Genomic DNA, 24,599 nt, shown 5'->3' with positions numbered 1-24,599 from the left:
CATGGCAGGCTCCTAGCGATGGTAAAAAAGTTTATCGGATTTATTGATGGCCCCAACTAAATAATGAAAAGTAAATTTCAACTTTAGTAAAAATAAAGGTTTGGTTGATTTCAATATGATTCTTTATGTGTCGTAAAAATAACAATTGATAATTTTTATTTTGTTAATCTGTTGTTAAACCACTAACTATTTATTGCTTAAGAAAAGAGCCTCATAAAGAGGCCCTATACAAACGAATCGTAAGATGACTAACAACTAAAAACGGAAAAATTTAAGTTATCCTGCATGGTTAAGGATCTGACAACGCTTGCAGACCCTTTCGCCATGCGGAAATCCAATAATAGTAACAAATGAAGGTTCAATCAAATTTAGTGATCTTTACTTGGCACGCGTGTTAATACTTTTGTAATAAAAAGTTAAATTCTAAAGAAATAACTCTGCGGACTAAATTGATTAGTATGGTTGCTGTCCCGAGTATGTGCCCCCTTCAAAGAGGATCTGTCCTGTATCGATGCCAGCTTTCAGCTGCCAGAAGATCTATCACTGTTTTTCAATTGATATTGACCATCATCAGTAGACAGGCCTAATGGGATGGGTGGATTATTTGCTGATAAACCTACACAATCGAGATTTGTCGTGCCTCTACAGTGAACTTTGAATTTATACATTATTTCGATGCCTGGTTACACGAGCAAAAAGTTAGCCCAATATTACCCAACAGTAGGTCCAGAAGATGAAAAAGAGTTGCAGCGGAATCCGAAACCATAGATAAGATAATCCTTTACCGTTATAGGAACCCTTTTGATAGTCTATGTGATGAATGGCAGCGTATATATTGGCAGGTAGCAATACAATAAAAAAAGCGATCAGCAACCAGCCGGTAACGATGCTAATGCGGGATATAAAAAGTGCTGCTGCCCCGGCAATCTCCAGGACACCTGTCAGATGCACTATCTGCTTTTTATATGGTATAAATGCTGGAACCATCATTGTCATTCCACGGGTAAAAACAAAATGCGCAGAAGCGGTAAACAGGAGCATTCCGGCAAGTGCGGCCTTGCCCGAAAATGCAAAATTTAACGTACCCCACAACATCGCGGTAGCGACCAGGGACAGTCCAAATAAGCAAAGCAAAACGAGTAGTGGTTTCATTTTTTTTGGACAAAGTTTGGTATATGTTACTTAAGATACAATGAACCCAGGTTAAGAAATTCGCCTCCTTATCCTGCTTAATGCCTGAGGGGTTATTCCTATATAAGAAGCAATATATTTTAATGGGATCTGCCTGACTAATTCAGGCTGCTCGGTGAACAGTTTCAGGTAGCGTGTTTCTGCTGATTCACTCAATAATGAAAGTTCCCTGCGGCTCTTTTTAAGGAAGAGTTCTTCGCTTGCCTTACGGCCAATTAAGTTCCCAACTGCGGTCTGTTCGTATATCTTTTGAAGGTCTTTGAAAGAGATTCTCCATAAGGTGGTCGATGCCAGTGTTTCAATGCTGTATACCGAAGGCTGGCGGGTTAGAAAAGAGTCATAGGCACTGGTAAAACTATTTTCAAAACTAAAACCAAATGTAAGGTCATCGTACTCTTTAGGAATAAACATACGGACAATACCTTTTTCAATAAAGGAGAGATAGCCTTCCGTTTCTCCCTTGCTTAGTAAGAGGTGCTTTTTGGGATATTCTGATCTGGTAAGCATCGATGCAAAGCACTCCCAGTCTCTGTCTGAAAGAAGGGAGGTGGATTCGAAATATTCACGGATCTGTTTCATAAGTTATCATGACAATAGTTGAAAAAATCTCGCCACCGCCACGGAAATATACGCATGTTTTGGTTACGATTATTAGTGTGTATCACAGAACTGAATTTTAGTTTCAGTGACAGACATCCGTATTTAGGCTTCCAATTGACCAGTATTCGGTGGTTAACATGCTGTTCGAAATTCGTATAGGTTAGGTTTTTTCTGCTTGACTGCCCTACATTTGAAACCACTAAAAGGCTTAGGATCAGTTTGCCCGTTACAGCAAACGGCAAGATGAACCGGTGTCATACACCGGACATCTTGCCGCCCTAATCCTCGGAACTCGGGGGCGGGGTTTGATACGATGTGCAAAGCGTATGCAATGTGAAATAAAGCGAAAGGGAATTTCGTGATGATCTTTAGCAAAGGGATTTGAATATGGATTAAAGGATGATGTGATGGAAAAGGAAAATTCAAAAAGGACAAGGCGCGTGATCTTCAGGGTGACACCGCAGGAGTACACGCAAATCGAGCGTCGGTATAAGGCATCTACATGTAATAAGCTCAGTGATTTTATTAGGCACTGCCTGCTGGAAAAGCCGCTGGTAACTATTTACCGCAATGCCGCGCAGGATGACCAGCTGATCGAAATGGCACGACTCAGGCAGGAACTTAACGCCATTGGCAACAATTTCAACCAGGCCGTTAAACGCCTTCATACCCTGGAAGGACTTCCGGAATTCAGGACATGGCTGATGACTTTTGAGGTGGAAAAGCACACGCTTTATAACAAGATCGAAGGCATTAAGCAGCATGTGCAAAAGGTCTCTGAATCATGGTTGCGGTGATTAAGGCCGGGCGTTCCATTCACCGGATTTTCAACTACAATGAGAACAAGGTTAAGGAAGGCAAAGCGGAAATAATTGGCGCGGGTAACTATCCCTTTGACCCGGAAAAAACTTCACTCAATATACGCCTGAACCGGCTTGTAAAACAGTTGCAGCTGCGCGAAGATGTCAAGGTGAACAGTGTACACATCTCGCTCAATTTTGATCCTTCCGAAGGTGATTTACCAAATGAAAAAATGATGCAGGTAGCTGAAACTTATATGGAAAAAATAGGCTTTGGAGACCAGCCATTTCTAGTATACCGGCATAACGATGCAGGGCACCCACACCTGCATTTGGTCACTACTAATATAACGGCCGAGGCCAAGCGAATCAGCCTGCACCATCTGGGTATCAATAAATCGGAACCGGCGCGAAAGGAGATCGAAAAAGTGTTCGGGCTGGTGCCTGCACAGGGACAAAAAAACAACATTAAAAATACGCAAGAGCCCGCACGTTTGGCAAAGGTAAACTATGGTCGCACAGCTTCAAAAAAAGCGATCCAGGTGGTGTTGGATAATGTGCTAAACCATTATAAATATGCCAGCCTTGCAGAACTCAACGCCGTCCTGCGGCAGTACAACATGTTAGCAGACCAGGGCAAGGAAGGATCAAGGATTTTCAGATCGGGTGGGCTGCTCTACCATATATTAAATGATGAAGGCAGGCCCATAGGTATTCCCATCAAGTCCAGTTCCTTTTACAACAAACCAACCCTGAAATTTTTGGAGTCCCAATACGCCGCAAACAAGGTAAAACGAACTCCTTACAGAAGCCGCGTAACCAATGCTGTTGACATGGTTTTTTTGGGAGAAAAGATAAGTCTGCCGGACTTTATGGCTGCACTCAATAGGCAAGGCATCCACATTGTGCTGCGGCAAAGCGATAGTGGTGCCGTCTATGGGATCACCTATGTGGATCATACGACCAAATGCATTTTTAATGGCAGTGAACTGGGTAAATCATACAGTGCCAAAGCTATATTGGAACGCTGTAAGCCTGCTTTGGTGCAGGGGCAGCATTTGCCGGGCCATGCATCCCCTTTGAAAGGGAGGTTACAACCGCCTCGCGAGGCTTCGGCGGCAGAAACCGAGAGGATGGAACAACAGTCTGAAAAGGCTAGCATTTTGGAGGTGCTTACACAAGCCGAACAGTTACCTGATTATGTCCCTTATCCCCTTAAAGGAAACTCAGGTAAAAAGAGAAAAGGTAAGAGGCCGAACAAATGATCCGGCCGCAGACCAAAGTTGATTAAGTTATCAAAAACTTCGGTGTGGATGTGGACTGATTGTCAATCAGCATTGTCAAAGCCTTCTTCAGCACATTGAAGCTGTCGGGCTTTACCAGATAGCTTTTCGCACCCAGGCTATAGGTGGCATGGACAGTATCGGACTGGGAGCTTGTGCTGTAGATGACTACGGGGATATTGTATAAATGCAAGTGGGATTTGATTTCGCGCAGCGTTTCAAGTCCGTCTTTTCCGGGCATATTAATATCCAGAAAAATAATATCAGGTAGGCTGGAAAAGGAATCGTAGAGTTGGAGCAGCAGTTCCTCTCCATCGCCACTTGCGGTTAATAAAAGGTCAGGGCTTATTTGCTGCAAAGCGTTTTGAAATAACTCCCTATCATCAGGGTCATCATCACAGAGGTAAACATTTTTAAGCATAGGCTTTGATAGCTGTTCAAAGAAGGTTTAGTTTATTAAAGATAGCCGATATACGCTTTGTGAAGTGTTAAAGCTTTCTCAAGTGTTGAACGGGAAAAATAATTTTAAGAGTTATGGCTACACAAACAGGGGAAAACGAACAGGCACTGCGTAAAATTTTAGATATGACGCGGCTTATCAGTATAATAATATTGATCATTCACTGCTATTATTTTTGTTATGCGGCCTTCCGTCATTGGGGATTGGTAAGCGAGTTCACGGATAGGCTTCTGGGAAATGTTTACAGAACCGGATTGCTGTCAGGCTTTCACAAATCCAAATTTATTGCACTTGGATTCTTGGCCATATCATTACTCGGGGCTAAAGGCCGTAAAGATGAAAAGCTGGGATATAAAACGGCGTTTGCCTATATCATAACCGGATTGCTTCTCTACTTTGCCAGTTACCTTGCGCTGCAGTTGCGTCTTCGGATGGATTATCTTGCTATCCTCTATATAATGATAGCAGGCGTAGGGTACTTGCTGATACTGACAGGAGGAACATTACTTTCCAGAATTATTCGGCAGCGGCTAAATAATAAGGATATTTTCAACAAGGAAAATGAGACGTTTCCCCAAGAAGAACGGCTCCTTGAAAATGAATATTCTATTAACCTGCCCGCGCAATATTACCTTCGTGATAAGGTTCGCAAAAGCTGGATTAATATCATCAACCCCTTTCGGGCGATTATGGTGCTAGGTACACCGGGTGCCGGAAAGTCCTACTTTGTGATCCGCCATATTATCACCCAGCATATCCGTAAAGGTTTTACAATGTTCGTCTATGATTTTAAGTTTGATGACCTCTCCAAAATAGCTTATAATACCTGGCTTAACAACAAAGACAAGTATGACAAGCCGCCGGCATTCTATGTCATTAATTTTGATGATCTTTCACGAACGCACCGCTGTAACCCTTTAGAACCTTCTTCCATGACTGACATAACCGATGCCGCAGAATCGGCGCGCACTATACTGATGGGACTGAACCGGGAATGGATCAAAAAGCAAGGGGACTTCTTTGTGGAGTCACCTATCAATTTTTTGACGGCTATAATATGGTACCTGAAAAAATATAAAGATGGTGAATTTTGTACGCTTCCGCATGTCATTGAGCTTATGCAGGTAGACTACGACAACCTTTTTACACTCTTACGTACGGAAAAGGAAATAGAAGTGCTCATTAATCCTTTCGTGAACGCATACCAAAATGACGTTATGGAGCAGCTGGAGGGGCAAATTGCTTCAGCAAAAGTAGCAATGGCAAGGCTGTCTTCACCACAGCTTTATTATGTGCTGTCTGGTAACGACTTTACTTTGGATATCAATAATCCCGATGATCCTAAAATCGTTTGCATGGGCAATAATCCACAAAAGATACAAATTTATGGAGCTGTATTGTCACTGTATGTAACCCGCCTTGTGAAGCAGGTCAATAAAAAGGGCAAGCTTAAAAGCAGCCTGATATTTGATGAATTCCCGACCATTTATCTCAACAATATGGATAGCCTGATCGCGACGGCAAGGAGCAATAAGGTATCCACCTGTCTGGGCATACAGGATTTTAGCCAGCTTCGGAAAGACTACGGCCGTGAGCAGGCTGATGTCATTATGAACATTACCGGAAACATCGTGGCAGGCCAGGTGACCGGTGATACCGCCAAGCAATTATCCGAGCGCTTTGGCAAGATTATGCAGGATAGGGAGAGCTTATCGATCAACAGTGGTGATACCTCTATCAGCCGTTCCAAACAGCTTGACTCGGCTATCCCGCCCTCCAAAATATCGGCACTGAGTTCCGGCGAATTTGTCGGCATGGTTGCCGACGATCCCGATTGCAGGATCGACCTGAAAGCGTTCCACTGTGAGGTATTGAATGACCATGCGGCACTAAAAAAGGAACAGGATAATTACCGGGAAATAGAGGTTATACGCAAGTTGGATAATAACATGGTGCAGCGCAATTACCTACAGGTAAAGCAGGATATACAGGATATTATCCGGTTTGAGATTGAGCACCTACTGGAAGACCCTGCGAAGGCGCATTTGATCATCAAAAAATAAGCTTACAGCAATATTATGGGTTGCTCTTTATCGGCTAACGAAATTTTGAAGCTATAACCAAAATAAGAGAGGCCAGGCATTATTGGCCATGTGGAGAAGAATACTCAAAGGAAGGCCACCTTTTACTGCCACATAGGAGAGAAGCAGGCCATTTATTATAAAGGGTAGCAGGCTAATCAGGATGGTAAAAAAACTTGCATCGCTGAAGTCAAAATTGTAATAATGCCAAAAGCCAAAAGCTATAGCCGAACACCAAATAGTCATTGCGCGCAAAGGTGGCCTGTCAAACATTGCGATTATCGGTAGAATACTTTTCTCCCTCAATAAGAAAGTAAAAGAAGCGACACAAAATATCAGGGAAGTAGCTAAAGTGACTTCATAGAAATTTAACTCTAAAATGCGGCAAACCATCAGATAAGTAAGTGAAAATATTCCGGTCTTAAACCATATGACCCTACGTTGCAACACTCCACGAAATGCAGTTTCTTCCAAAAGAGGAGCGAGGATTACAATCTCTAAAATGATTCTATACGAAGGCATCGTTCTCATGTAGTCCGGAATCATGCCTGTTGACTTTACGGCATCTGTAATTCCTAAACGAACAAGCAACATTTGGAGTAATGCTGAAAGTATTATCACTAATAGCATGAGGGGGAGTATCCATGCAAAAAGTTTTAGTCTAGGAATAAAGCCGGAAAGCTCAGGAATCGCGGGCTTTCCTTTGAGGAACGAAATAAAGTGATTGCTCCGGTTCATTTAATTATTTCTAAAGGTGACCTTGGGTATCAAATCTATTAATTTCTTGAGTATGCACCTGTTTAAGACTTCTTAAAACGTGTCACTATCAAATATCTGTCTATCTCCTAATAGCAACAAGACCTATTATTGGTCAATATAGGTTAGGTAGGGAAGTTTATTGGCCTGCCACAGTTTAAGTTCCTCCTCGGTAAGCGGAGTTATAGAAATAATCTGGTATGGCTTCTCCTCTGGTATTGCTTTACCTTTCTTTACGGGTATCTTGCATAGCCTTATACGAACCATCTCGTGGGGTAATACTCTTTTGGGAAAAAGTTCTGTATAAGACTTTAGTCTAAAAAAAGTGGCAATTTTATGCAGAGCCCGTAGATTGTACCTGACCCTCAATTTGGGATTTTCAACACTGCTGATATAACTATCTCCCAGCTCCAATTCCTGCGATAGCCTGAGCATGGAAATATATGGGCTATGCCTGACCCTGAGTTCACGAACTTTCTCAATTAAATGGTAGTCAAGTTGCAGTATTATTATCTCGAAAATCTCTCCTTTCATGGTTTGGATAAAACCTGAAAGAAAAACTAAATCTCATTTAAAAACACACATATATGATTGGTTGATTTGATGTTTTTTTCAAAATGGATTAGTAGTATTTGACTTCATAAAATAGTGAAAGCCTGTTAATAAGTACAATTTTGAAAGTTTGCGGCTCTTTCTATTTTTAAAGACAGCTCTAATTTGAGATGCTTTTTTTGAGATAACAGTAGCAATAGAGGATGATGTCTGAATATTTTTCAATAATGGTATTTGTAAAGCATTGTTTTTCAGTTGTTCATAACTTCTCTTAAAATCCCCATCGATGGGGATTTTTATCTCAACGCTGCTCAATACCTTTCCAGCATCAATCAGGTACCACCTCTAATCAGCTGAGCGGCACCTAAAAAATACTCATTTTATGAATCACAAAAACTTATGTGCATGCGCAGTGGCATTCTTATGCCTGACGGTTGCCTATTCGCAGGACATCCTATGGGAGCGTTCTTATGGTGGCAAGCAGGCCGAATACCTCCTTGATGCACAACCCACGGCAGATTATGGATTTATCCTGGCAGGCAGTTCGCTCTCAGGTAAGAACGGCAATAAGACCGACGACAATGCAGGCGACCTTGATTACTGGATATGGAAGATGGATGAGAAAGGCGATTTTGAATGGCAGAAGAGCCTTGGCGGTTCGGGCCCCGACCTTTTGTACAGCATCCGCAACACCCGCGATGGCGGCTTTATCCTTGCAGGCACATCAGAATCACCCGCAGACCTTCAAAAGAAAGATTCATGCCGTGGGCGCGAAGACTTCTGGATCGTAAAGCTCAATGCCAAAGGAGGCGAAGAATGGCAAAAGACCCTTGGCGGCGGTGGCCAGGATATCGTAAAAAGCATTGCCCCTACGGCAGATGGCGGCTACATCATTGGCGGCACATCATCTTCCCCTATCAGCCATATATTACTCAAGAACGGAAACGACCCTTACGGTAAAAAAGAAAACTCCCGTGGCGGCCTAGACTTCTGGATCGTAAAGCTTGACGATAAAGGCACTGTAAAATGGCAGCGTACCCTTGGCGGCAAATATTCCGACGTATTGGAAAGCATAGAGCCCACCTCAGACGGAGGGTATATTGTTGGTGGGTACTCCAATTCGCCTGCCTCACAGGATAAATCAGAGCAGGGCTATGGAGCAGGTGACTACTGGATACTTAAACTGGACAAAGACGGTGCTACCGAATGGCAAAGGGTATTTGGCGGCGAGGAAGACGACCACCTGTATGTTGTCAGCGAATTAAAAGGAGGCGGCTACATTGTTGGGGGGAATTCGGCATCGTCTACTACAGGCAACAAAAACAAGGCGAATAAGAAAGGCACGGACTACTGGATACTGAGGCTTGACGAGAAAGGGGAAGTACTTTGGCAGGAAACCTACAATACAGGCAAGGTAGACCTTTTAACCTCATTGGTAGAGAACAGCGATGGTACATTTTTGATAGGCGGCTATGCCCAGACCGAGGTTATGGGAACCACTAAAAAGGATAAGAAAGACATTAATGACTATGTAGCCATAAAAATAGCCCATGATGGTGAAGAATTGTGGCGCAGGACCATTGGCAGCAATGGTGAGGACAAGCTAAAAAAGCTTATTGAGACCCGCGATGGCGGTTACCTATTGGCAGGTACCTCTAAAGGGGATATTTCGAGGGATAAGAACAGCGGCAAGGGCTCGAACGACTTTTGGGTGGTAAAGTTACTGGACAAGGAGAAGGAAAAGCCAGAAAGGCGCAAGACACAGCTTGAGGCCATACCCAACCCTGCAGGGCAGTTTACCAACATTATTGTGGGCTTTGAATTTAACAGCGGTACGGCTTCTTTATTTGACCTCTCGGGCAGGCAGCTGCAAAGCTTTCCGGTAACCACACGTACCATTCCCCTTGAAATGGGGTCTTACCCTGAGGGTGTTTACATCGTGGAGGTAAAGACCGACAAGGGTACCGACTCGGTTAAAGTGATGAAAGGCGCAAAATAGAATACAACAGCATGAAAAATGAAAATATACAGGCCAACCAATAAACCAATACCCATGAATTCAATTAAATATTTACTCATAGCATTTATAATGCATATTGCCTGCTCTGCGCAGGATATGCCCAATATAGCACCTCCCTCGCCGGAAGCATCACAAGTTTTTAAATTTACAGAAGTTCCTGTGTCGCTATACACAGGGGTGCCTAATATATCAATACCCTTATTCGAGATAGAATCAGGCGGTGTAACTGTACCTATCAGTATCAGCTACCATGCGAGGGGTATAAAAGTAGCAGAAATAGCCTCGCGCGTAGGATTGGGGTGGACACTAAACTGCGGCGGTATGATATCAAGGCAGGTCAGGGATGAACCCGATGAATATCCCAATGATGTTATTGACTATGATAACATATTTTGGGATCAGCAAAAAAGGACTGAGGAAGCCTTAAATGCCCAGGAATTTGGTGGCCCGGTAGATGAAATACCCGATCAGTACTATTTTAATGCGAATGGTATAAGCGGTAAATTTATACGGGACTATACGGATGGACAGCCGGTAGTGCAGCAATTCAGCAACATTAAAGTGGGCTTAGGCTCAGTAGGCGATGATAAAGGAAATTCTTACATCTTTAATGCTTCACTGGATGAAGGTGATATTGAATACTCATACGAAGGGAGGGAATTAATTGAAATTGGCACTAACGTCGTAATGAATGGAGGTGCTGAAATCCCTGTAGTTTCCAGTGCATGGCACCTTGGGAAAATTAAAACCCAGAAGGGACCCGAAATTAACTTTACCTACGAACGCGAAATACTAAGATTTTGGCGCAGGTCATACGACAAATTTGTGCCGGGCGCTTCCCCTTCCGGTTACAGGAGCTATGTAAAGCGTGTAGAGAGCAACCAGGACAGGCACAAAAGGATAGATTTTGATAAAGGCAGTGTTTTATTTGAATATGAACCAAGGGAAGATATAAACGGAGGCGGCTGTCTGAAGAAAATCATCCTTCGCGACATAAATGAGGTGGTCATCAAGCAGGTGGAGTTTACCCATGAATATGTGGTTGCAAACGACGATGCGCAGATCCATCCATTTCTAAGAGGCATTGATACATGGGCTAAGAAGCGTATGTACCTTAAAACGGTGCAGGTAAAGGATGCGTCAGGAAATGCTTTGCCTCCGCACCAATTTGTATACAATACAACTCCACTACCCAACAGGCATTCCAATTCTCAGGATATTTGGGGATATTATAATGGCAAGGATAATGGATTTTGCCTTAAAGATCCCGGAGAAACCAATATAGTTGGCGGAAGGAGTATCGACACGATCATGTCAAGGGCAGGCATGCTCGAAAAAATTATCTATCCTGACGGCGGGCATACTGCGTTTCATTATGAGCACAATAAAGTATTCAACCATCTGCCGAAAGATATATTCTTTGTCAATACCAACCCTTATGGAACCGAATATGCGCGCATCTCCAATATAGATTATAATAATCCAAATATTTATACATCAGGTGCCGGACTTGGGCATGGCTTGTACACGCAGGAATTCGTTATTTCGGAAGCCATGGTGGGAACTCCCAGCTATATGGTTTCTATTGGCGATACAAGGGGATGCAGTTATCCAAGTAATACCCCTCAATGTAAGTTTAATATAGGCATCAGAGGGAATGGTCATTTTTATCCTTTAAATCAAACCGCCAGCACCACACAAAGAAGGAATATAATATTGGAACCGGGAACCTACACACTCGAAGTGGCACCTACACGGTATCATGACCCGACAAATGATGCTAATCTCATATCTCATCCTAGCAATCCTGATATACTATATGACCCAAACGACCCTACCAACGAACCTGATACATTTATCGTAGATATAAAATGGCTGGAATCTGTTGTTGACAGTAACGATCCTATCTATGCAGGAGGTAAGAGGATCAAAAAGATAGAATATTGGGATTCTGAAGACCATTTAGGTAAAACAATGACCTATGACTATAATGACCCGAGTACGGGCAGGTCTAGTGGCGAGTTGTTTGGTCTGGCAAATTTCCGTTCCATAGCAGAAGTTACCACTACAATTGCGGGTCAGGAGTGGATCACATTCGAGCCTTACGGCAATGTGCCGGGAGCTCCGTTTGTTACTTATCAGGAACAGAGTCTCGGCTATGGCACTGTTACCGAATATATTGGGGAGGGCAGCAATACTTTAGGTAAAACCGTTCACACCTTTACCATGACACCTGATTCGGGTCTATATTATAAATTCCCTTATCATCCTCCCACAGATAATGAATGGCTCAGAGGCAAACCGTTGACTGTAACGGCTTATAAAAGCAATCCTAACGGTTCGTTCAGCATGATTAAAAAAACGGAGAACGAGTATACCGATGTTTCTCTGTTCAGGTCTATTTATTATAAAAATTTATTGGAAGATGGATTAGAGGATTGCCCTGCACCGGGATCGGGAGGGATGCCTATATATTGTGCTAACACCGAATATGTAAAAAACAGGACGTTGTTCCGCCTTCCAATAATCCGTTTTTGCGCGGCGCCAGCCCCTAATGCCCACACATTGATGTACAAGGTTTATCACCAGGTAGGTGGTGCGATGGATCTTTTAAGAAGTACCAGCACTGATTATTTAGACAACGGAGGTGAGTTTGTAACCACTACGGACTATACTTACGACTATGAAAATCATTACAATGTAGCTGAACAAAAGAGTACTACAAGCGACGGCACCGCGACCACTAAGTATTTTTACCCTACCAACCCGGAGATGTCAACCAAACCCCATGCTGGCGATCTCGTGGCTAAAAACATCATGGCTCCTTTGGTCACCCAGTCGTTCAGGGACGGTATCAAACTCTCCGAACAGGAAACCGTCTATAGAAAATGGAACGATACGCTCCTGGCACCTGAGTTTATTAAATCGGCAAAAGGTACAGCAGATAGCGAGAACCGCATACAATATGTAAAGATAGACCACACAAACGGCAATGTACTGGAAGTAAAAAAAGAATCGGGTGTCCATGTCAGCTATCTGTGGGGATATAATGGAAAATATCCTATTGCGATGATTGAAAACGCAGAGTTTGACAGTGTGCTGGCTGCCTTAGGCACTACTGAAGAAGCGGTAAAACAAATGTTCATTGCACCGCTTAACATACGCACACTACTGCCTGATGCAATGGTAACTACCTATGGCTATAAGCAATTGGTTGGTGTTACCAATGTTACCGACCCAAAGAACTACTCCCTTTATTATACTTATGATTCCTTTGGAAGGTTGCAGTTTGTAAAAGAGAAAGACCCAGACGACAATTTCAGGACACTATCAGAGACCGAATACCATTACAGAGAAGAATAACAGCAGAACATTATGAAAAAAATTATATACCTACTACTGCTGTTGCCTGTTTTGGCAATAGCGCAGTCTCAGGACCAGAATTATGTGAAGACTATAATCTACCGGGATACGACAAATACGCTGGCGCCGCATGAAAGCGTAACGTACTATGACGGACTTGGCAGGCCTATACAGCAGTTGGCCGGAAAGATGAGTGCCAGTGGCATGGATATCATCACCCATATTGAGTATGACTCTTATGGCAGACAGGTAAAGAAATACCTGCCATATCCTACCGACAGGGCTACATTAGAATTTGATAGTGCTGCCCGTACAAATACTGTCAATTACTATGTAACCAAATTCAATGATTCAATTGCATACTCCCAAAGCTTTTTAGAGCCTTCGCCCCTTGGCAGGGTGCTTAAGCAAAGTGCACCGGGTGCGGCATGGAAAGGAAATCAGGGCGATGATAATGACAAGACCATTAAATACAGCCAGCAGGTTAATGTAGCTAATGAAGTAAGAAGGCTTAAAGCCAATGCTAACTTGGTCGGGTCTGTTTATGAGCCGACATTTGTAAACGGTGGCAATTACGCCGTAGGGAAATTGTATAAAACAGTTACTAAAGATGAGAATTGGACCAGCGGCAGGAACAATACAACGGAGGAATTTAGAAACAAGGATGGGCAGCTCATTTTACAGCGTGCATATATTGACGGGGTAACTGCGGACACTTATTATGTGTATGACCAGTTTGGCAACCTCACCTATGTGCTGCCGCCTAAAGCGCAAGGAACGATCACCTATCTTGAAAATTTGTGCTACAGGTACAAGTATGACAAGCGCAACCGTCTTGTAGAAAAGAAGCTACCGGGCAAGCGAACGGAGTATATTGTTTATGACAGCCAGGACAGGGTAATAGCTACTGGCCCAACCTTAACGCCTTTTGGTGGTGCTACCGCTACAGCGGCCGACCAAGGCTGGCTGCGCACCTATTATGATGTTTTTGGCAGGGTAGCTTTTACCGGTTGGTATCAGCAAACCGTAGACGCTTCTGCCTGGGCTACCCTACAAAATGACAATAATGGTGTGCCTATATATGCAAAAAGGGGCAGTAGTACTATAGATAATATCGCATTAGGATATAATACACCATCCGGGTTGCCCACATCATTTAAACTGCTATCGGTAAATTATTATGATAATTATCTATGGATGGCCCAGTCTGACAGACCAACAGCCAGCACACAGGTAGAGGGCGTAAAGATTTCGTTAAGCACCAAAGGCCTTTTGACGGGTAGTTGGGTACGTGCTTTGGAGGGTGCATCTTCTACAGTAGGTGAAACCACCTACAGGTATTACGACTACAGGGGCAGGGCGCTGCGCACCAAGGCAACGAACTATTTGGGCGGGTACACACAGGAAGACGGTAAGTTTGATTTTATTGGTACGCCGTTATATTCCAAAATACAGTTTAGAAAGCTAAGTTCGGGCACTGTAACAAATATCTGGGAAGGCTTTGAATACAGCGATCAAGGCAGGCTGTTAGGGCATGCCCATCAGATAAACAGCTTGGAAGGGCAAAAGCTTTCGACCAATACATACAATGAATTAGGTCAGTTAGTCTCGAAAAATGTGGGTGGCGCGCTTATGTTAGGTAACTCTTTAGGCACTTACCAAAAGGTAGACTATAAATACAACATCCGGGGTTGGCTTACGGATATTAATAATGTAGACAGCCTTCAAACAGAGACTTTGTATCCTGAGGATCTGTTTGCCTACAGGATAAATTACAACACGATTGGTGATGACCTGAACGATAGGATTAAACCGCTGTATAACGGCAATATATCGGAAACGCAATGGATAAGTGCTCAGGATAATGTGCTTCGCAAGTACAGTTATGCTTATGATAGTGGCAACCGCCTGAAGGATGCCTATTATCAAAAACCAGGGCAGGCTGTCCCTGAGGCAGGCAGCTATAATGAATCATTGATGTATGATATCAATGGCAATATTGAAAGGATTATTCGTACAGGCGGGCTGGATGATCCCAATACAGTTGTAAACATCGACAATTTAAAGTTAAAATACTATGAGAACAGTAACAGGCTTTTCAGGGTTGATGACAGTTCTTACAGCCCACAGGGATTTTCTGATCTTACCGCCACACCTGATGCGGCGGAATATGCGTATGATGATAACGGAAACATGCTTAGCGACCTCAATAAAAGGGTCATGGGCATAACGTATAATCACCTTAACCTTCCTGTAGTAATTTCTTTTGGTGGCGGCAACAGTATTACCTACCTTTACAATGCAGCAGGTGTTAAGCTAAAGAAGACAGTAGTTGAAAACAGCAACACTGTTGTTATAGACTACCTGAGTGGCTTCCAGTACAAGAACGGTGCTTTGCAGTTCTTTCCTACTGCCGAAGGATATGTGGATTATACACCCGTAGGAACTGGTGGTACCTATAATTATGTGTATCAGTACAGGGACCATTTGGGCAATGTACGGATGAACTATGCCTACTCGCCTCCTTTCAAGACCGATCCCGGAGGGCTTAAGATTAAGGAGGAGAGCCACTACTATCCATTTGGGTTAAGGCATCTTAACTACAATATGGATTACCTGGAGTACAAGGAGATCGAAGATGAAATTGTACTCTATCCTCCTGTGAGCACTGGCGGCAAGCTTGTTCATGCCTATAAATATAATGGGCAGGAATTTGAGCAATCGCTTGGGTTGAACATGAGCGAAATGAGTTTCAGGCAATACGACCCTGCACTCGGAAGGTTTGTTACTACAGATGCACTGGCACATAGGTCGTATTCTTTAACGCCTTACCATTTTGGGTTTAATAACCCTGTCTATTTTAATGACCCAACGGGGTTGTCTCCCGATATAAAAGGAATATTGATGGATCTCTTCGATCTATCCAGGGCGCCAATCACTAAATGGGTAAATAATTCGGGGATATGGACCAGCGATAAGCAGCAATGGTATGACCAATACTCCCGAGAAAGTGGGGAAACGCTGCCCGAGCTCCAAATTAGTAAAGATAATTATGGCCGTGGCTTGCAGGAATATCTTAGCATTAGGATAAAAGACCATGTGTATTGGAACAGCGGCAACTACCAATGGTGGCGTGATGGCGTGGCAGAACAACAGTGGGATGAGGTACAGACTACCCTTGATTATTTAGGAACAGTTCCTGTTATAGGTGAGCCAATTGATGCTGTAAACGCAGGTATCTCCGCAATAAGGGGAGATTATGCTGCTGCTGGCTTGAGCATGGGGGCAATGATCCCCATAGGAGGATGGGCATTTACAGGATTGAAAATTGGTGGTAAAGCAACTACCAGAGTATTTTGGTCGGGAGGTGATGCGGCTAAAGATGCAGCTATGGCATTTGCTAAGGCTAATGGCGGAAAGACTTTGGAAATGACCTTTAAAGGAGGTTTAATGAATGCCATCAGTCCATATTTACCTAGATCGGTATCAACACCTATATGGAATAAATTATCGTTGAACTTTGCTAAAGGCGCATCTGGAACAGTAGACTTTATCACAACTACAGCCGGACCAAGAGCTCAAAGTATTTGGAATACTGTAGAAAAGCCTGTATTAGAATCTAATTCAGTAAATATTATAACACATTTAATCGATTAATTATGGGATTATTAGATCGTTTATTTTACAAAAATTCTTTACAACAAAAAGTTGAAAAAATTAAAAAGGACATTAAAAGGGTAGTTGCCAAATATTTTAGCAAAGACTTTGATGTACTATATTACGGTGCTTATGATTTAGATCCTAAAAACTTGGTCTATTGGATTTGTGTTGATACTGATAACGAAAAGCAGTCGCTAGAATCTAATAAAGAATTGAGAAGTGAACTTAGGCAGGTATTGCTTGACAACAATTATCCAATTGAAGCTGTAGAAAGAGTTTTTATAGGCTTCGAATCAGAAGAAACTGTGAAAAGAGAATCAGGTGGAGATTGGCACATTCACTTTCAATAAACTTAATGGCCTTATTAATTATATTTGTTGGGAGCCAAATTTTTATTGCAAATGTCTTTCTCTCGAGTTGCAATTTGAGTTTGTGAATATACCTAGTTACCGATTTAAGCCGCTCTTTTGGGGCGGCTTTGTTTTTTAATAACTTGTTTAATCAACTGCAACTACCAATGGTTACGCGATGGTGTAGCGGAGCAACAGTGGGATGACCTGCAAAATACCCTTGACTACTTAGGAGCGGTTCCTGTTTCAGGTGAGCCATTGGATGCTATTAATGCAGGTATTTCGGTAGTGAGAGGCGATTATGTTGCTGCCGGATTAGGTTTAGGAGCAATGATCCCTGGTGGTGGGGTGATATTTACAGGTATCAAACAATCTCATCATATTATTCCTAAAGCTGTTTATAAAGAATTTGCAGGCGATTTGGCGGGTGTTATGAAAAGGGATGGCAAAGCCAATTTGATAGATTTGCCGGTGCCGTTTCATGGAAATCATCCACAGTATAATAAGTATGTTACAAACCTATTGGAACAAATGAAATCTGATATTGGAATCACTCCTGGTTCTATTGAAAACTTGCAAGGGCACTTACGAGGAAAGATAGACGAAGCTTTGCAATCGGGACAGAAACTAAATGATTACTTTAGACCTCTTGTTAATGAATAAATAATATAAAATGAAGTATTATCAAATCGATGTATCGTCAGAACCGCAAATAATTGGAGTCAGTAATGGCATTCATCAAGTTGAAATAGATAAAAAAGCAATGCAACAAGATGATGCATTTAATGATTTCTTAAACTTTTTTAGCACCCAAAACACTGATTTTTGGAAAACGCAAGACAAAATAAAAAGTTTAAAGATACCTGTTATACAAGCTAAGTTATTAAAGAAAGCAAAAATAACAGATATTATGGGTTATCGGGAAAATATATCTTTTATAAAATCATTACATAGTGAAAAGTATATCAAAATCCTTGAGGCTTTTGACATTGGAAATTGTACAACTTTTGAAGTAAATATTAATGATGTACAGCAAAAATACTTTATGATGTTTATTGAAACGATACGCTTAGACGAAATTAACTATAAAAAGTCGGTGGTGATAACTGGGCACAAGGCCACTAATAACATCATTTACCACAAGATTGATAACAGAGACGAGTATTTAGAATTTAGGCAAAAAAATGTCTTAGGTGGATTTGAAAAAATAGCTATTTCCAAAATACATTTTGGAAAAGATATAATTAATATTCAAGCCACGCCCCGACCTTTTTATTCGGAAAAACTAATTGATTTTCTTCTTGACTGTAAAATTACGGGATTGGAGGTAAAATATAATAACTCTATAGAATTGGATTTTTATTAACATCATGACTCAGTTGTAAAGCGTAAAACGCTTGGTATTAAGCTAATCAAGATAGACTTTTTATGAATATTGAACTTGAAAATAAATTGCGTGAGTTGGTATCGCATGGACAGTTAGACCAGGCGATAAGCATTGCGGAGGAAGAACTGAGCCAGCATGTAAAAACTGACTTTCATAAAGTAATTGGTATAAACCTGTTACATCTGGTGGATGAATTAAACGCATACATCGAATATTTTTATACGACTTTAGCGAGCAAAACAACGATTAAAGCAATGTATGCCGAGATGAATGGCTTTACGATCAATTATGATTTATGGTTCATCAGCTTGTTTGCCTTTGAAAAATATGAGGATCTTGAAGACAAAGATTGGTTAGGCGACTATGATGTAATGTATGACCACTATTTTTCGATTTCCGGATTTGAGGAGTTGCAGGCCGCTTATGAGAATTACATGAAAAATGAGGATTGGGAAGATGAAGAAAATGAGGCGGTGGCCGATATATGTGAACTGATTATTATACTGAGGCTTCAAGAACTTTTTAAAGCTGCAAAGGAAGCGGCATTAAAAAAGGGGCTTAGCTGGGGCAATATCCCACTATTTGTAACAGCCCATGATAGTGAGCTGCTCTGTAAGGTATAGCTCCAGTCTGTTTGGAAAAATTTGTAGTTAGTTAAACATTTAGCTTGGAGTGTATTGATGCCCTAGTCACATTGACGGGGTATTATAGCTCGTAGCTACTCTGGGGTTTCGTTTGTTAGAAGGCTGCTGTGAAAGGCAGCCTTCATTTTTGTAAACCTGTTGAAAAATTGGTGTGGGCATTATGAAATTTCAGGGGTGGGGCAAATGAAAATGACTTAAATTTATACCCTGATAAAATCTTAATATTGTTTTCTATGGGTTCCACGGGACTTACAAGATTCTTATACGCACAAAACCAGATGTACTTAAGGGCACTGGATGAAATTAAACAAGGAAAGAAAACCTCACACTGGATGTGGTTTATTTTTCCGCAACTTGCCGGGTTGGGCCGTAGTGATACTGCCCGGTTTTATGCCATAAAAGATTTGCAGGAAGCAACCGATTATCTCAAACACCCTGTGCTCGGTCAAAACCTTGTTGAAGCGTGCTCTGCACTGCTGCACCACAAAGACAGGACCGCCTTGGAAATTTTGGGCTCGCCGGATGATATAAAGCTCAGGTCTTCCATGACCCTGTTTGCCCAGGTTGAAAATACGCATCCCGTATTTGCTGAAGTGTTGTTAAAGTATTTTGGGGGCTACTTCGACCCGCTGACCTTGGAATTATTACAGGACAATATCCCGCCTCATGATGCTATATGAGTTTTTAATGCTGGATGAACAACAGCAGTTTAGGGCGGTATGGGGGCATGGGGTTTACATTGACAGTGTTATCTACAACAATTTGGATTACCAGCTCTACAGCATCAATAGCTTTTATGTAGAAGTGGTCTATGACGCTTTTACCAATAAGATCGTAGGCAAACAGGCATTCCGGCAGGGCGAACATTTGGAAAAATACCTGAAAAAGATGCCGTTGATATAAAGTAAAGGCTTATCGATTCTTTTGACAGTTCGATTTTTAATAGCTTTGTGATAGGTGTCCATCCAAAATGATTATTATGGCAGATATTCACCACTACGTCACCCAGTTGTTACAGGGAGCTATTCAACCAGGCGAGCCTCCTTTTACCTTCGATGAGAATTTTCGTGCTTTAGACCGTGATGTTTACATTAAATACCTTCCCGACCTTTGTCGATTTATTGCAAAGGAAAACGAACCTTTTAAACGAGCTATCGCCCGGCTGGTATTACAGCGGATCATTCCGGACGCCCCTGATCTTGCGACGGCTACCTGCCTGCTGGAAGGTCTTCAAGATAAAGACCCTATCATTTCACAGTCGCTCCTCAGCCTCATCAGTGTCCTGCGATTGCCTCAAGGTACTGACCTGGAGCCAATAAGGGAGTGCATCCGCAAAGGCGACCTCCTGGTACGGCAAGCAGCCCTGAAGGCGCTTAGGGCGGCACCGGATGGGGAAGGGGAATTGACATTGCTGGAAGTGTTGCGGCGAACAGACAGTACCTGGGATATACAAACCATTGCCGGGATTCTTGCAAATATCGGTGGTTTGGGATCGCTACCGGTACTTATGGCAAGGCTGGAAGACCATGCCGCAGAAACTAACAAGGCGATCCATCAATCCTTAGAAAAAATAGCCCTGCGCCTTAATTTGCCCGCTTCTGTCAAGGAACAGTTAAGCAACCCTGAATTTTGGAAGATCCGGTGGCAGGGTACCAAAGAAAACTTTGTGGGGTTCATGTCCATGGTGGCATTGATGTCAGGCTATGGGGAAAGTGATGAAGACGCGGACCAGCTTGCGGAGGTATTCCGTGAGGAAATGCAGGTCAACATTGAACCTTTCAAAACATACCGCGAACTACGCCTGTGCTCGGGCGGCGATGAAATCTTCAGTGCGATGGCCGCCTTGGAGCAAAGCCTCGAATCCCGTATACTTCTGGATGTAGCCTTACACGGCACGGGGATTTCGGAGAGCCACCAGACCCAGGCTCAAAATGTATATTTTAATCTTTTAAACGATTACCTCTTCACACGCTTGCGCCGCAGGATACGTTTTGCCGATGATGACTTTTAAATGGGGATGATCGGAAACTGTTTGACTGATACCTGATAGGGGAGGATTGTTGCCTAAGATGAAATATATGCCTGCGGCTCAATCTCTGCTTTCTTTGGTTTTAAAAAACTACCGGTTCTCCGAAAAAGTAGTAAACCTCTGCAAAAGGAACCGCCACTTTCCGCCCTGAAAAATAAGGCTGTTGCTTCTCCTAAAGTTCAAGGCTTTTAGTTATTCTTATCGGTAAAGGAATAACCTTTTATAAGTATAGAAATACAGCGTCCCTAATTCAGGGACACAGATATAGCATATTCATTTTTTTATAAGATAAAACTTTCCGTAAAGCAATCGGCTATAATTCCAAGTCACTAACAATAAGCAGGATGTGACTTTTTATTTATTTATTAAATTTTTAGTATGAGCGTGAATTATGTTAAATTATAGGTATTTATAAAGGTTATTATTAACAGTGTTTAACTCCTGTACAACATAACCTTATTAAATGAAAGGGGTTCTTTGCAAGTGCAAAAACTCTAAATATGAAAATAAAAATTACCTTACGAATTTATCTTTTAGCGCTGCTTTTTATGCCAATTTCGATTAGCATGGCAGCTGCGGAAATTAATGATTTTTGGCGAAATGTAGCAACTCTTGCGCCATCATCCACTATTATTTCGCAACCGCAGTCAGTAAACGTGTGCCATGGTGTCACGGCGCAGTTTACGGTCGTTTTAAATCTAACGGGACAACAGCAACCTATTTACATCTGGCGTAAAAATGGTGAAGCTATTTTTGATGACGGAAATGTAAGCGGAACGGCCACGCCAACTCTTACGATAACCAATGTCAGCGAATCCGATGCAGCCGCCTATACCTGCTTTATCATCGATGGATCTGGTTCGGTTTTATCGGATACTGCGTATTTGAACACCGCTATAACTTCAGAGAACGGGTCTGTGACCTGTCAGGCAAGCCCTACTGTCATAAGCGTGGAGGCTATAGGAAACAACCCGCAATATCAGTGGTATTATAATGGTACAAATAACTCTAATACCGGAGGAACGTTGATTGAAGGGGAGAATCAAAGTGTCTACTTTCCTTCGGTAGACGAGCTGGGCACTAAATATTATTATGCCGTGGTATATCCTGATGGGTTTGAATGCGCCGCGATTACATCCGGTCCTATTGCGGTTAGCGTAGGAAATACAAGCGCAGGAGAAGTAAGCCGGAATCAAATTGTATGTCCGAACGGGTCAGCAGCTGTAAGTATAAGCGGTTCATTCGGTGCCGTTCAATGGCAGCAATCTTCAGACGGAATAAACAACTGGGCAGATGTTACTGCCGGAATTGGCGGAGATACCCCTAATTATACTACCCCGTCATTAGCAACAAGTATGTATTACAGAGCCCGTGTAGGTAATCTTACCTGTGGTGTGGCCTATTCTGATACTGTTGCAGTAACGGTAACGCAAACATATACATGGACAGGTACTGTCAGTACAGATTGGAATAATGTGAACAACTGGGCATGCAGCAGGATACCTACATTAAATGAGGATGTACTGATACCTTCAGAGCCAGGTAACCAGCCAGCAGTGGTATCAGGCGTAGCACAGGCAAAAACGTTGACCGTAGAAGATGGTGCAAGCCTTACAATTGAAACGGGAAGTACTCTTAGAACGGCAAGCAGTATCGTGGTTGGTGCTACCGGTGTACTTACAGTACAACACAACGCATCTTTAATGCAGGATAACAGCGATGCAAATACGGGCAGTATCACCGTTATAAAAAACAGCAACCCCCTTTACAGGCTGGATTATACCATGTGGTCATCGCCGGTAAGTGGACAACAGCTGCAATCATTTTCGCCTCAAACAGTGGCAGGTCGATTTTATGAATACAGGTACGACTATGACACCAACATGCAGGCCTATGCCGAACAGTATTTTCAGGTAGATCCTTATACAAATTTTGAAGCCGCTAAAACATATCTTGTGCGTATGCCAAACAGTCATAGCACACCGGGATATAATACAGGGGAGCAATCGATCGTTTTTGAAGGCAGGTTTAAAGGGATTCCCAACAACGGCACCTACCAAAGGGAAGCTTCGTTGAATGGTAACCGCTACACCGCAATAGGCAATCCTTACCCCTCGCCGATAAGCGTGGAGGAATTTTTCGACCAAAATTCGCTCGTGCTGGAAGAAGATACAGCGTTGTATTTATGGAGAAAAAGGAACGATTCTACAGCTACATCGTATGCCACATTAACTAAGGCTGGATGCGTTGCTAATGATGCAGTAGGCGGGGGAGATGAGCAAGTTGATTTTTATACGGGAGAAACTTCAGCATGGACAATATCTCAGGGCCAGGGCTTCATTGTACAAACAATGCAGGCACCTTCTACACCCAATATTATCTTTACAAACAGTATGCGAAGGCCTGCTTCAACTACCGGCGGTCAGGGATTTTTCAGGACTGCTCAGCCATCCGTTTCACGGCTGTGGCTAAATCTTAAAGGGAATCAGGCATTTAGCCAGACGGCCATAGCCTATATGGACGGTGCCACTAACGGCATAGATTATGGCTACGATGGCAAGAGGATGAATCAGGGCAATACGATCGCATTGTATACATTGGCAGAAGAAGCCGAGCTTGCTATCCAGGCGAGGCCCTCATTTTCAAGTAGTGATGTCGTGCCATTAGGTTTCAATGCTGCACAGGCAGGCAGGTATACGATAAGTTTAGACCATACGGAAGGAGTTTTTAATACCGGACAGGCAATATATTTAAAAGATAATGTTCTGAATAGCTTGACGCTTTTAAATGAGGATTACAATTTTACGACTGAGGCAGGTACCTTTAATAACAGGTTCGAAATTATTTATACAGGGCAGCAGGCTTTAAATATAAATACAGGGTCTGTAAATCCTGATACTATCATAGTTTACAAAGAAGGTGGAGCTATAAATATAAGCTCAGGTACGGCTTTGATGAGCGGTGTAAAGGTTTTTGACATACATGGCAGAGCACTTTATACTAAAAACAGCATAAATGCTACAGAAACAGCTGTTAGTGGACTACAGGTCCAACAACAGGTGCTTATCGTGGAAATTGACACTGTTAACGGCAAAATAAGCAAAAAAATAGTGTTCTAAAATAATCCCTCCCATTTGCTTGAATCCCTGTCCGCGTAATGCGGCAGGGATTTTTAAGTTTATCCGCTGTCTTAGTTTACAGAGTAATAGAAAGGCTAACTTGAGTCAATGCGATTTGGTTATGCTGCAAGGCTAATGGGCAGGATGATTACAGTTGGCGAGTGATACCGAGGGGTTTTTTCAATGGCATCTCCCTTAGGCCGGGCTTTCCGCTCTTATCTTTACCTACGGCAAAAGGATACCCGCTTCAATCCCTGATGCACTTTTTTGTTTACCATAGGGTTGTAAAACCGTCCTTAAATAC

At 42.5% G+C, this 24,599-nt stretch carries 19 protein-coding genes; 14 read left to right on the top strand and 5 right to left on the bottom strand.

Annotated elements, in window-relative coordinates:
• Positions 1-699 precede the first annotated feature (699 nt).
• On the bottom strand, positions 700-1,152 hold the full coding sequence (locus GR160_RS07800) for a hypothetical protein (protein WP_160749305.1): 453 nt from the start codon (positions 1,150-1,152) through the stop codon (positions 700-702).
• A gap of 51 nt (positions 1,153-1,203) precedes the next feature.
• Entirely contained in the window at positions 1,204-1,770 is a 567-nt protein-coding gene (locus GR160_RS07795; protein ID WP_160749304.1) for a Crp/Fnr family transcriptional regulator, read from the bottom strand.
• Between the two features lie 428 nt (positions 1,771-2,198).
• Between GR160_RS07795 and GR160_RS07790 the strand changes: the two genes are divergently transcribed.
• Positions 2,199-2,588, top strand: coding sequence for a plasmid mobilization relaxosome protein MobC (locus GR160_RS07790; RefSeq protein WP_160749303.1), 390 nt, complete (start codon positions 2,199-2,201; stop codon positions 2,586-2,588).
• Positions 2,576-3,856, top strand: a complete 1,281-nt coding sequence (locus tag GR160_RS07785) for a relaxase/mobilization nuclease domain-containing protein (RefSeq protein ID WP_160749302.1) — start codon at positions 2,576-2,578, stop codon at positions 3,854-3,856. The genes GR160_RS07790 and GR160_RS07785 overlap by 13 nt, the downstream gene beginning before the upstream one ends.
• Positions 3,857-3,878: 22 nt before the next feature.
• Here GR160_RS07785 and GR160_RS07780 read toward each other — a convergent pair whose 3' ends face one another.
• On the bottom strand, positions 3,879-4,295 hold the full coding sequence (locus GR160_RS07780; RefSeq protein ID WP_160749301.1) for a response regulator: 417 nt from the start codon (positions 4,293-4,295) through the stop codon (positions 3,879-3,881).
• A 113-nt stretch (positions 4,296-4,408) separates the two neighbouring features.
• On the opposite strand from GR160_RS07780, the gene mobC reads away from it, so the two are divergent.
• Complete coding sequence (mobC, locus tag GR160_RS07775) at positions 4,409-6,397, top strand: conjugal transfer protein MobC (RefSeq protein WP_160749300.1); 1,989 nt, start codon at positions 4,409-4,411, stop codon at positions 6,395-6,397.
• A gap of 51 nt (positions 6,398-6,448) precedes the next feature.
• Here mobC and GR160_RS07770 read toward each other — a convergent pair whose 3' ends face one another.
• A complete protein-coding gene (locus GR160_RS07770) occupies positions 6,449-7,153 on the bottom strand; it encodes a type II CAAX prenyl endopeptidase Rce1 family protein (protein WP_160749299.1) in 705 nt (234 codons plus the stop codon).
• A 126-nt stretch (positions 7,154-7,279) separates the two neighbouring features.
• A complete protein-coding gene (locus GR160_RS07765) occupies positions 7,280-7,705 on the bottom strand; it encodes a hypothetical protein (protein WP_160749298.1) in 426 nt (141 codons plus the stop codon).
• A 400-nt stretch (positions 7,706-8,105) separates the two neighbouring features.
• On the opposite strand from GR160_RS07765, the gene GR160_RS07760 reads away from it, so the two are divergent.
• The 11 genes from GR160_RS07760 to GR160_RS07710 all read left to right on the top strand — a co-directional run bounded on the left by GR160_RS07760 (position 8,106) and on the right by GR160_RS07710 (position 24,295).
• The gene (locus GR160_RS07760; RefSeq protein WP_160749297.1) at positions 8,106-9,722 is read left to right on the top strand and encodes a T9SS type A sorting domain-containing protein; all 1,617 of its coding nucleotides are present in this window, start codon (positions 8,106-8,108) and stop codon (positions 9,720-9,722) included.
• Between the two features lie 54 nt (positions 9,723-9,776).
• Positions 9,777-13,106: a hypothetical protein gene (locus GR160_RS07755; RefSeq protein ID WP_160749296.1), complete on the top strand. Its 3,330-nt coding sequence runs from the start codon at positions 9,777-9,779 to the stop codon at positions 13,104-13,106.
• A gap of 12 nt (positions 13,107-13,118) precedes the next feature.
• On the top strand, positions 13,119-16,763 hold the full coding sequence (locus tag GR160_RS07750; RefSeq protein WP_160749295.1) for a DUF6443 domain-containing protein: 3,645 nt from the start codon (positions 13,119-13,121) through the stop codon (positions 16,761-16,763).
• A 2-nt stretch (positions 16,764-16,765) separates the two neighbouring features.
• Entirely contained in the window at positions 16,766-17,116 is a 351-nt protein-coding gene (locus GR160_RS07745) for a hypothetical protein (protein ID WP_160749294.1), read from the top strand.
• A gap of 117 nt (positions 17,117-17,233) precedes the next feature.
• Complete coding sequence (locus GR160_RS07740) at positions 17,234-17,779, top strand: AHH domain-containing protein (RefSeq protein WP_160749293.1); 546 nt, start codon at positions 17,234-17,236, stop codon at positions 17,777-17,779.
• Positions 17,780-17,789: 10 nt separating this feature from the next.
• A complete protein-coding gene (locus GR160_RS07735) occupies positions 17,790-18,482 on the top strand; it encodes a hypothetical protein (RefSeq protein WP_160749292.1) in 693 nt (230 codons plus the stop codon).
• Positions 18,483-18,544: 62 nt separating this feature from the next.
• Entirely contained in the window at positions 18,545-19,126 is a 582-nt protein-coding gene (locus tag GR160_RS07730; RefSeq protein WP_160749291.1) for a hypothetical protein, read from the top strand.
• Between the two features lie 254 nt (positions 19,127-19,380).
• Entirely contained in the window at positions 19,381-19,827 is a 447-nt protein-coding gene (locus GR160_RS07725; RefSeq protein ID WP_160749290.1) for a DUF1810 domain-containing protein, read from the top strand.
• Positions 19,814-20,050 (top strand): hypothetical protein, encoded by a 237-nt coding sequence (locus GR160_RS07720; RefSeq protein WP_160749289.1) that lies wholly within the window; start codon positions 19,814-19,816, stop codon positions 20,048-20,050. The genes GR160_RS07725 and GR160_RS07720 overlap by 14 nt, the downstream gene beginning before the upstream one ends.
• A gap of 76 nt (positions 20,051-20,126) precedes the next feature.
• Positions 20,127-21,158, top strand: a complete 1,032-nt coding sequence (locus tag GR160_RS07715) for a HEAT repeat domain-containing protein (protein ID WP_160749288.1) — start codon at positions 20,127-20,129, stop codon at positions 21,156-21,158.
• Between the two features lie 518 nt (positions 21,159-21,676).
• The gene (locus tag GR160_RS07710) at positions 21,677-24,295 is read left to right on the top strand and encodes a T9SS sorting signal type C domain-containing protein (protein WP_160749287.1); all 2,619 of its coding nucleotides are present in this window, start codon (positions 21,677-21,679) and stop codon (positions 24,293-24,295) included.
• Positions 24,296-24,599 lie beyond the last annotated feature (304 nt).

This window comes from Flavobacterium sp. Sd200 (assembly GCF_009826935.1).
Lineage (GTDB): Bacteria > Bacteroidota > Bacteroidia > Flavobacteriales > Flavobacteriaceae > Flavobacterium.
The sequence above is the reverse complement of the archived record's forward strand: the minus strand, read 5'-3'. Positions and strand labels throughout refer to the sequence as shown.